Here is a 9,338-nt window from a genome sequence, read left to right on the forward strand (position 1 = left end):
GCGGAGGTAGCGTCGTCGCCATGGCGTCGACCCTGAGCTTCGAGACCTACCTCGACGGCATCCACGAGGCGACCGCCCGTCTGCGCGAAGAGGCCTGGCAGGCCGGGTCGCTCGCGACCGTCCCCACCTGTCCCCAGTGGAACGTGGGCCACCTCGTGGCCCATCAGGGCATGGTGCACCGGTGGGCCGCGGGCGTGCTGGCAGGTGGCCCCGAGACCGACACCGAGGAGGTGGAACGGGAGGGTCTGGAGACCATCGATCCCGGCGTCTGGCTGCAGGACGGGTGCGATGAGCTCGTCGGCTGCCTGCGGGCCGTACCCGCCGACGCGGACGTCGCGTTCTTCATGGAGAGCCCGATGGGCGGCCGCGACAGCTGGGCGCGACGACAGTGTCACGAGACCACCATCCACTCGATCGACGCCCTCGCCGCGCGGCTCGGCCAGCGGGCGGATGCCGACGAGGTGGACCTGTCACCGGGCTTTGCGGCGGACGGCGTGGATGAGCTGTTGTGTTCCTTCATGCCTCGGCGCAGGTTCGATCTGCGCTCCAGTAGCCCCGTGACCGTCACGGTGCACAGCACGGACACCGGCGACTCGTGGCTTCTCTCCTTCGGAGACGAGCTGCCGGTGGCGCAGCGCGACCGGACCGCGGATCATCCCGACGCCGCGATCGAGGGCACGGCCGTGGAGCTCTATCTGGCGCTGTGGAACCGTGGCGCGCAGATCCGCTGGGAGGGGCGCGATGTGCTCTCCCTCTGGCGCGACCGGATGAAGGTGACGTGGGACTGAGCGCGACCCCGCCGCCCGCGGCGCTGGTGCTGCGCGGCCGCACCTACGACGCCGCGAACCCCGCCGTGATGGCGATCGTCAACCGCACGCCGGACTCGTTCTGGGAGGGCAACCGCCACCACGACCTGTCCGCGGCCATCGATGCGCTGCACCTGGCGGTCGCCGACGGTGCCGACATCATCGATGTCGGCGGAGTGCGGGCCGGCCAGGAGGGCCCGGCGGTCGACGCCGCACTCGAACGCCGCAGGGTGCTGCCGTTCCTCGAGGCTGCGCGCACGGCGTACCCGCACCTCGTGCTGAGCCTGGACACCTGGCGCAGCGAGGTGGCACAGGCGGCCGAGGGTGTGGTCGACCTGATCAACGACACGTGGGCCGGCCACGACCAGCGGCTGGTGCAGGTGGCCGCGCGGATGGGCGCCGGCATCGTGTGCTCGCACACCGGTGGACTGCCGCCGCGCACCGATCCGGTCGCGGTGCGCTACGCCCGGACCGACGGCGGCGACGTCAGCGACGCCGGTGAGGAGGAAGCCCTGCTGCGCGACGTGCGCTCTCGGCTCACCGGGGCCGCTCGCGTCGCCATGGACGCGGGCATCCCCCGAGAGCGGATCCTCATCGACCCGACCCTCGACTTCGGCAAGACGACACGGCACTCCCTGAGCCTGCTGCGGCGTACATCCGACGTGGTTGCCCTGGGTTTCCCTGTGCTGCAGGCGATCTCACGTAAGGACTTCCTGGGCGAGACCCTCGACCTGCCGACCGATCAGAGGTTGGAGGCCGGGCTCGCTGCCACCGCCGTGGCGGCCTGGCAGGGCGCCACCGTCTTCCGCACCCACGACGTACTGGCGACCCGACGCGTCCTCGACATGGTGGCGGTGATCCGCGGTGACCGGGAGCCGCAGCGCGCGGTCCGCGGCGAACCGGGTCGATCAGCCGAACCGGGCGCAGCCGAAGGGTGAACGACGCGCCGGTCGTGCGTTACCGAGCGCTCCGTGCCTTCCATGCCCAGCGGACCAGCGGCCACTGCAGCGGCAGACGCACGAGCAGCACCCCGAGCGTCACGCCTCGCGCCGTGGTGGCGCCGTTGCGGACCAGGTCCTCGCCGGCGTCCACGACCATCTGCACGTTGGCCGGGAAGACCGCGACGAGCAGCGCCGCTGACGCGATCGCGGCGTAGTGCCGGGTGCGCGGCACCATGAGCCCCGCAGCGCACAGGATCTCGGCGGCGCCGGACAGGTAGACCAGCTCGCGGTGGTAGGGCAGGAAATGCGGGACGGTGTCCTCGAAGACCTGCGGACGGAACGTGTGGATCACGCTGGACCCCGCGAAGAGGGCTGCGACGACCTTGGTCCCGTTGGTGAGCGGTGGCATGCGGCCCACCCTCGCAGACGCGGCGCCGCGCACCGTCAGAGGATGACGGTGGCGAAGGTCTCGATCTCCTCGAAACCGGTGGCCTGGTAGGTGCGCAGCGCCGGCTCGTTGTAGGAGTTGACGTAGAGGGTGACGTCGGGGGCGAGGTGGTCCTGGACGTGCTGCACGACGGCATTCATGGCCGGCTCGGCGATGCCATGCCCGCGGGCCTGCGGCGCGACCCACACCCCCTGGATCTGCGCGACGCCGAAGGCCAGCGACCCGACGTCGGCCTTGAAGATGATGCGACCGCCCTCGCTGATCACGTAGGTATGGCCGGCGCGGATCAGTCCGCGCACCATCCGCCGGTAGTCCTGGTCTGATCCCACGTACGGCGGGTAGCCGATCTCGGCGGTGAACATGTGCGCCGAGGCGGGCATCACCAGGTCCAGCTCGTCCTCCCGCGCGAGCCGCACCCGCGGATCCATCGGTCGTCCGACCTCACGCGGCGACGTCGTCACCGCCATCATCGGCTGCTCGGGCCGGATGGATCGCGCGGTGCCCCACATCGGCTCCAGCCGCTCCCACAGGCCGAGCACCTGCTCCGCCTCGCCGAAGATCGAGGAGCACCGGCGCCGGTAGCGGCGCAGCTTCGCGGCGAAGACGTCCAGTGCGGCGTCGTTGCACGAGATGGGCACGACGTTGGCCGAGACCCAGCACATCGCGGTCAGCTCCGCGCCTCCCAGGCCGAGCAGCGAGCTGGCGAACGCCGGACCGCCCTCCACCAGGCGCGCACCCACGAAGACGTTGCCCATCGCGTCCTGACGACACAGCGCGAGCGCGGCGTCGTAATCGCTCGACCCGAGGGTCCGCGCGGGACTGGAGGTACGCAACACGGTGTCAGCCTGCCTCGGATCGGATGGAGAGATGGTGCAAACGACCAGTATCCCTGCGGTTGGTAGCGTCGCCGCCATGCCCGACGAGACTCCGACCGTGCCCGGCACGCCCGTCCTCGTGAATTTCCGCAAGTGGGACGGGCGCGAGCACTGGCAGGAGCCGACGACCTACCTCGGCACAGACGAGCACGGAGTGTGGCTCGGCATGCGACGCGGTACGACGTTCCACCGCCCCGGGTACGAGGTGGTCTCCCAGGCCGACTCGGTGAAGCTGGCGTCGTACGGCGGCTGGTTCGCGACGTTCAACGGACCTGGCCACCAGATCCAAACCTACGTCGACATCACCACCATCGGCGACTGGTCCCGGTCCGCCGACGGTTTCGTCTTCACCCTCGTCGACCTCGACCTCGACATCGTGCGGGAGCACGACGGCCGGGTCTTCGTCGACGACGAGGACGAGTTCGCCGACCATCAGAAGCTGTTCGGGTACCCGGACGATGTGATTCAGACGGCCGAACGCGACTGCGCCTACGTCTTCGAGGCCGTCGGTGCCCGCGCCGAACCCTTCGCGGGGCGCCCCGACGACTGGATGGCTCAGCTGCTCGCCGACGTCTGATCCCGCGCCGAGGGGTTCAGCTGACGGTGACGCTCGGGGCGCCGCCCTCGCCGTCGACCGGCTCGCCCATCTCCTCGGCGATGCGCATGGCTTCGTCGATCAGGGTCTCGACGATCTGGCTTTCCGGGACCGTCCGCACGACCTCGCCCTTGACGAAGATCTGGCCCTTGCCGTTGCCGGACGCGACACCCAGGTCGGCCTCGCGGGCCTCCCCCGGGCCGTTGACGACGCAGCCCATGACGGCCACCCGCAGCGGCACGGTCAGGCCCTCGAGACCCGCAGTGACCTCGTCCGCGAGCTTGTAGACGTCGACCTGAGCGCGCCCGCAGGACGGGCAGGACACGATCTCCAGCTTGCGCGGCTTGAGGTTGAGCGACTGCAGGATCTGGTTGCCGACCTTGACCTCCTCCACCGGCGGCGCCGACAGGGAGACCCGGATCGTGTCGCCGATGCCCTTGGACAGCAGCGCGCCGAACGCGGTCGCGGACTTGATGGTGCCCTGGAACGCCGGTCCGGCCTCGGTCACGCCGAGGTGCAGCGGCCAGTCGCCGCGCTCGGAGAGCATTTCGTACGCGGCCACCATGATCACCGGGTCGTTGTGCTTGACCGAGATCTTGAAGTCGTGGAAGCCGTGCTCCTCGAAGAGCGAGGCCTCCCAGACGGCCGACTCGACCAGCGCCTCGGGCGTGGCCTTGCCGTACTTGTCCATGATCCGCTTGTCGAGCGACCCGGCGTTCACGCCGATCCGGATCGAGACGCCGGCGTCCTTGGCGGCCTGGGCGATCTGCTTGACCTGGTCGTCGAACTTGCGGATGTTGCCCGGGTTGACCCGGACCGCCGCGCAGCCGGCGTCGATCGCCGCGAAGACGTACTTGGGCTGGAAGTGGATGTCCGCGATGACCGGGATCTGGCTCTTGCGGGCGATCGCGGGCAGCGCGTCGGCGTCGTCCTGGCTGGGGCAGGCGACGCGCACGATGTCGCACCCGGACGCGGTCAGCTCGGCGATCTGCTGCAGCGTCGCGTTGATGTCGGTGGTCGGGGTCGTGCACATGGACTGCACGGAGATCGGCGCGTCACCGCCGACGAACACCTTGCCCACCTTGATCTTGCGGGTGGGGCGGCGCGGTGCCAGGACGGGTGCGGGGGCGGACGGCATACCGAGCGAGACGGTCATCTGTTGGCCAGCATTCCTTCGAAAGGAGGTCAGTTGAGTTTGACGGGGTTGACGATGTCGGCATAGAAGAGCAGCCCGAACATCACGAGCAGCACCATCGAGACGCCGTACGCGACCGGCAGCGCCTTGGCGACGTCGACGTAGATCGGACCCTTGAGACCGCGGGCCCGCGCGATCGGGCGTTTGACGGCCTCCCACAGCGCACCGGCGATGTGACCGCCGTCGAGCGGCAGCAGCGGAACGAGGTTGAAGACGAAGAGGGCCAGGTTGAGGGATGCCAGGAGTCCGAGCAGCAGCTCCACCTTGTCCACGGTCGAGACCTGGTGGCTCTCGGTGACGTCACCGGCGACGCGGCCCACGCCCACCACGGACATCGGGCCGTTCGGGTCGCGCTGGCCGCTGCCGAACGCCGCATTGAAGACCCCGACCATCTTCTGCGGGATCTTCACGAAGACCGATGCGGTCTGCCGTACTCCGTCGCCGACGATGGAGGGTGCGTCGGTGAGCGGCTGACGACGTACGACGTTCGTGCCGCCGATGCCTGCGCCGATCAGGCCGCCGCGGATGGTCTCGGTGCGCCCGGACCAGTTGAGGACCGGGTTGCCCTGAGCGTCGGTCTTGGGCAGGGTCCGCAGCGCGGGCGTGATGTGCAGGGTGCGGCGGACGCCGTCGCGCAGGACGACCATCGGGATCTGCTGCTGCGGGTGAGCCCGGATGACCTTCGTCGCGCCCGTCGTGGTGCTGACCTTGACGCCGTCGACGGACTCGATGCGGTCACCGGTCCGCAGGCCGGCCGCGGCCGCGGGCGACGGGGTGGGGCAGGTCTTCGGGGCGCTGCCGGAGCTGGTGGCCAGGCACGGCATCACCGAGCCGACGTCGGCCGTGACCTGGGTGGGCAGGCCGATGCCGCAGGCGATGATGATCAGCAGCACCGCGGCGATGACCAGGTTCATGAACGGGCCGCCGAACATGATGATGACCTTGCGGTGGGTCGGCAGCTTGTAGAAGACCCGATGGGCCTCGTGCGGCTCGATCTCCTCGAACGCCGCGTCGCGAGCCTGGTCGACCAGCTGGCTCCAGCGGCCGGTCGAGGACGCGCGTACCCGGTTGGGGTCCTCGCCCGGTGCGGGCGGGAACATGCCGACCATCCGGATGTAGCCGCCGAGGGGGATCGCCTTCACGCCGTACTCGGTCTCGCCACGGCGACGCGAGAACACGGTCGGCCCGAAACCGATCATGTACTGGGTGACTTTCACGCCGAATTTCTTGGCGGGCGCCATGTGGCCGAGTTCGTGCAGCGCGATCGAGATGGCGACGCCGATCACCATCAACACGACACCGAGCAGGAACATCACCCGACTAGGTTCTCATGCGCGGCGAAACCCGCCTCGCTCACTGCGCCGCGAGAAGTTCCTGTGCGCGGGCGCGCGCCCAGTCCTCGGCCTGTAGCACCTGCTCGACGGTCAACTCCCCCGCCTGCGCCTGATGGTCGCCGACCACCTTCGCCACCGTGTCGACGATGGCCGTGAAGCGCAGTCGCCCGTCGTGGAAGGCGTCGACGCACTCCTCGTTGGCTGCGTTGTAGACGGCGGGGTACGTCGCTCCGGCCGAACCGACCTGCCGCGCGAGCCCGACGGAGGGGAACGCCTCGTCGTCCAGCGGTTCGAAGTCCCAGCTGGAGGCCGTGGTCCAGTCGATGCGGGGCCCGGCGTCCGGCACGTGACGCGGCCACCCGAGGCCGAGCGCGATCGGCACCAGCATGCTCGGTGGCCCGCATTGGGCGATGGTGGAGCCGTCGACGAACTCGACCATCGAGTGGATCATCTGCTGCGGGTGCACGACCACGTCGATCCGCTCCAGCGGGATGTCGAAGAGCAGGTGGGCCTCGATGACCTCCAGACCCTTGTTGACCAGGGTCGCGGAGTTGGTGGTGATCACCCGGCCCATCGAGAAGTTGGGGTGCGCGAGCGCCTGCTGCGGGGTGACGTCGTGCAGCTCCTCTCGCGGCCGACCACGGAACGGTCCGCCGCTCGCCGTGACCAGCAGCCGGCGTACCTCGTCGTGGTCGCCGGCTTTGAGGCACTGCGCGATGGCGCTGTGCTCGCTGTCGACCGGCACGATCTGCCCCGGCGCGGCGAGGGCCTTCACGATCGGTCCGCCGACGATGAGCGACTCCTTGTTGGCCAGGGCCAGCGTCGAACCCGCGCGCAGCGCCGCCAGCGTCGGGCGCAGTCCGATCGATCCGGTGATGCCGTTGAGGACGACGTCGGCTCCGCACTGAGCCGCCTGCGTCGCCGCGTCCGGCCCGACCACGATCCGTGGTGCGTACGACGGTCGGCCCGCCGAGCGCGCCACGTCATCGATCATCCGGCGTAGATCTGCTTCGGCGCCGGCCGCTACGGCGACCAGTTCGGCGTTCAACTCGACCGCCTGGCTGGCTACCAGCTCCAGATCCCGCCCGCCCGCAGCGATCGCGACGACATCGAACGCCTCGGGGTGCTGACGCACGATCTGGACGGCCTGGGTGCCGATCGACCCGGTCGAACCGAGCAGGGCGATGGTGCGGGGACGGGCGTCGGTGCTCACTGCGCCATTGTGCCCGGGAACCTCTGGTGGGGTGCCGTCGCTCAGCTCGCCTGCTCGATGCCGAGGTGCGCGGCGATCATCCGGCACAGTCCGCGGGCGTCTGGCGCTGTGAGATCGGCGGCTGGGCTCACCACGTAGGTGCCGGAGTCGCCCCAGATGACGCACACCGTGGTGGCCGCTTGTCCGGGTGCGCGCACGGTCACGTCGGCCGTCGCCAGAGCGCGGCCCCAGGGCGCCGGTTCAGACGTAGACCAGGGGCTGACGACGACCCTCCCACGCAGGGAGACTCCGTCGGGCTCGGACTGCAGCTCCGGTGTCAGCGCGGCGAGCACCAGCTGCACGGAGCGATCCGCCGGCAGCACGTCGAAGTCGTGCAACCCGTCGATCGAGATGTCCTCGCACACCGTGGTGCCGCCTGCGTCGTACACGTGGCGCAGCGACCGCGCACCCTCCGCGCATACCTCGATCCGGTACGAACGCTCGGGATTCGCACGCACCTGAAGCAGGTGCACCAGCTCGTCCGGCATCAGCAGACCTTCACCTGCCTCAAGCGCGACACCGTGTGCGCACAGGGCTCGGTAGGCGACGTCCACCGCGACCGACCGCTGCGCCGCGCCCAACCGGTCCAGGTACGGCGTGTCGACATCGTCCGCGGCGCCGAACAGCTGCAGCTCCTCGTCGGTGAGCCGGAACAGCGGGGCCGTCACGGGAGCACCACCGGCCGCTGGACCGCCAGGAGCCGTCGAACCGGTCCGGTGCGCATACGGCCGGGACCCCAGAGGCCGGCGCGCGGCTCGGCGCCGATAGGCCGCACCGGTCCGGTGCGCATACGCCCTGGATCGACGACCCCCAGTTCGGGCATCCGCACCGGGCCCGTGCGCATGCGGCCCCCGGGAACCGGGGCGGCGCGCTGCAGGTCCACGCTGTCCAGCGAGAGCGCGAATCGCGCCTGATGGCAGCGGATCGAGGACCACACCTCCGCGATCCGGACGTCGAGATGGGACGCGGCCGGGGCGCTCGTGCTGGCGCGTTGCGCTTCGAGTCGGCCGAGGTCGACCAGATCCCGGTCCAGGTGCAGAGCCACCGCGGTCGCCTCTCCGGCGACCTGCCCCAACCGGGTTGCGGTGGCCCGCAGGCCCCGGGTGTAGTCGCCGATGGCACCCGCGTGCACCAACGCGGCGCTCCCCGTCCAACGCCCTTCGAGACGGAAGATACAGGCGGCCGCGACCGACGCATCGTGCTCCAGGTCTTCCGCCGCGCGCATGATCTGACGCGCCGCGGCGCGGATCGCGACGGGGTCGGGCCGCCGGCCGTTCATGGCCCCGGCCGCATCCCGGCCTCGACCTCGGCCTCCTGACCTGCGTAGGCCGCCGCGGCGCGCCGCAGTGCGCAGGTCAGACCCGCGCGCTGCTCGTCCAGCCCGGCGAATGCCGTTGTCGACCGCTGACCGAATCTCACGGCAGCAGAGAGCGACTCGGCTCCCGACACCGCCGCAGCCAGAGCCAGGACAATCCGCGCGGCGCCGTACTCCGCTGGGTGCGGGATCGCGCCGAGCGCCCCCGCCTCATGCTCCAGGGCGTCCGGCGACACCTGCCATCGACCTCGTCGATCCACCGCCGTCTCCCTCCACCGCGTGCGACTGGTTGCACGTTAGGAGCAGACCGCCGGAGCCCGCAGAAGTTGTCCACAGGGCCAGGGCCGGCCACCCGGCACACGGCAGCACCAGTTCGATGCGCCGGCGCGCAAGCGCGGCCGGCTGGTCGAATCATCATCATCCGCAGGCATATTCGTCATGTTTTCCATTGCGCCACCTATCGAACAGGAGTATGATTCAGAGTAGATGGCAAGGGGTGCCATCACCAGCGCAGGAGGGGCCATGGCGCAGTCGACGACCGACATCCACCACCCCGCTGCGCCGGGTGCTGGCGCTC

The 9,338-nt window shown here is 70.2% G+C and carries 11 protein-coding genes; 3 read left to right on the forward strand and 8 right to left on the reverse strand.

Going from position 1 to position 9,338, the window contains the following annotated elements; genetic code table 11:
- Window positions 1-20 precede the first annotated feature (20 nt).
- Window positions 21-788 (forward strand): maleylpyruvate isomerase family mycothiol-dependent enzyme, encoded by a 768-nt coding sequence (locus JOB34_RS00455; protein WP_179479844.1) that lies wholly within the window; start codon window positions 21-23, stop codon window positions 786-788.
- Window positions 779-1,744, forward strand: coding sequence for a dihydropteroate synthase (folP, locus tag JOB34_RS00460; protein WP_347813669.1), 966 nt, complete (start codon window positions 779-781; stop codon window positions 1,742-1,744). Before JOB34_RS00455 ends, folP begins: the two co-directional genes overlap by 10 nt.
- A gap of 19 nt (window positions 1,745-1,763) precedes the next feature.
- On the opposite strand, the gene JOB34_RS00465 is transcribed toward folP, so the two are convergent.
- The gene (locus tag JOB34_RS00465; RefSeq protein ID WP_208050884.1) at window positions 1,764-2,156 is read right to left on the reverse strand and encodes a DoxX family protein; all 393 of its coding nucleotides are present in this window, start codon (window positions 2,154-2,156) and stop codon (window positions 1,764-1,766) included.
- A gap of 35 nt (window positions 2,157-2,191) precedes the next feature.
- Window positions 2,192-3,031: a GNAT family N-acetyltransferase gene (locus tag JOB34_RS00470; RefSeq protein WP_347813670.1), complete on the reverse strand. Its 840-nt coding sequence runs from the start codon at window positions 3,029-3,031 to the stop codon at window positions 2,192-2,194.
- A gap of 76 nt (window positions 3,032-3,107) precedes the next feature.
- On the opposite strand from JOB34_RS00470, the gene JOB34_RS00475 reads away from it, so the two are divergent.
- Window positions 3,108-3,647, forward strand: a complete 540-nt coding sequence (locus JOB34_RS00475; protein ID WP_208050885.1) for a DUF402 domain-containing protein — start codon at window positions 3,108-3,110, stop codon at window positions 3,645-3,647.
- A gap of 16 nt (window positions 3,648-3,663) precedes the next feature.
- On the opposite strand, the gene ispG is transcribed toward JOB34_RS00475, so the two are convergent.
- From ispG to JOB34_RS00505, 6 genes are read right to left on the reverse strand one after another with little or no spacing between them, the layout of a single operon-like run.
- Complete coding sequence (gene ispG, locus JOB34_RS00480) at window positions 3,664-4,821, reverse strand: flavodoxin-dependent (E)-4-hydroxy-3-methylbut-2-enyl-diphosphate synthase (RefSeq protein WP_208050886.1); 1,158 nt, start codon at window positions 4,819-4,821, stop codon at window positions 3,664-3,666.
- A 29-nt stretch (window positions 4,822-4,850) separates the two neighbouring features.
- Window positions 4,851-6,173 carry a site-2 protease family protein gene (locus JOB34_RS00485; RefSeq protein WP_208050896.1) on the reverse strand — a complete coding sequence of 441 codons (1,323 nt, stop codon included), beginning with the start codon at window positions 6,171-6,173 and terminating at the stop codon, window positions 4,851-4,853.
- Between the two features lie 40 nt (window positions 6,174-6,213).
- On the reverse strand, window positions 6,214-7,407 hold the full coding sequence (gene dxr / locus JOB34_RS00490; RefSeq protein WP_208050887.1) for a 1-deoxy-D-xylulose-5-phosphate reductoisomerase: 1,194 nt from the start codon (window positions 7,405-7,407) through the stop codon (window positions 6,214-6,216).
- A 41-nt stretch (window positions 7,408-7,448) separates the two neighbouring features.
- Complete coding sequence (locus JOB34_RS00495) at window positions 7,449-8,114, reverse strand: hypothetical protein (protein WP_208050888.1); 666 nt, start codon at window positions 8,112-8,114, stop codon at window positions 7,449-7,451.
- Complete coding sequence (locus JOB34_RS00500) at window positions 8,111-8,725, reverse strand: hypothetical protein (protein WP_208050889.1); 615 nt, start codon at window positions 8,723-8,725, stop codon at window positions 8,111-8,113. Before JOB34_RS00500 ends, JOB34_RS00495 begins: the two co-directional genes overlap by 4 nt.
- On the reverse strand, window positions 8,722-9,021 hold the full coding sequence (locus tag JOB34_RS00505; protein WP_208050890.1) for a hypothetical protein: 300 nt from the start codon (window positions 9,019-9,021) through the stop codon (window positions 8,722-8,724). The genes JOB34_RS00500 and JOB34_RS00505 overlap by 4 nt, the downstream gene beginning before the upstream one ends.
- Window positions 9,022-9,338: the final 317 nt, after the last annotated feature.

The organism is Allobranchiibius sp. GilTou38 (assembly GCF_017565325.1).
Lineage (GTDB): Bacteria > Actinomycetota > Actinomycetes > Actinomycetales > Dermatophilaceae > Allobranchiibius > Allobranchiibius huperziae.

Excerpts from the sequence above, each read along its gene's own strand:
- JOB34_RS00455 (WP_179479844.1), top strand. The coding sequence starts at position 21 with ATGGCGTCGACCCTGAGCTTCGAGACCTACCTCGACGGCATCCACGAG.
- JOB34_RS00465 (WP_208050884.1), bottom strand. The coding sequence starts at position 2,156 with ATGCCACCGCTCACCAACGGGACCAAGGTCGTCGCAGCCCTCTTCGCG.
- JOB34_RS00475 (WP_208050885.1), top strand. The coding sequence starts at position 3,108 with ATGCCCGACGAGACTCCGACCGTGCCCGGCACGCCCGTCCTCGTGAAT.
- ispG (WP_208050886.1), bottom strand. The coding sequence starts at position 4,821 with ATGACCGTCTCGCTCGGTATGCCGTCCGCCCCCGCACCCGTCCTGGCA.
- JOB34_RS00485 (WP_208050896.1), bottom strand. The coding sequence starts at position 6,173 with ATGTTCCTGCTCGGTGTCGTGTTGATGGTGATCGGCGTCGCCATCTCG.
- JOB34_RS00500 (WP_208050889.1), bottom strand. The coding sequence starts at position 8,725 with ATGAACGGCCGGCGGCCCGACCCCGTCGCGATCCGCGCCGCGGCGCGT.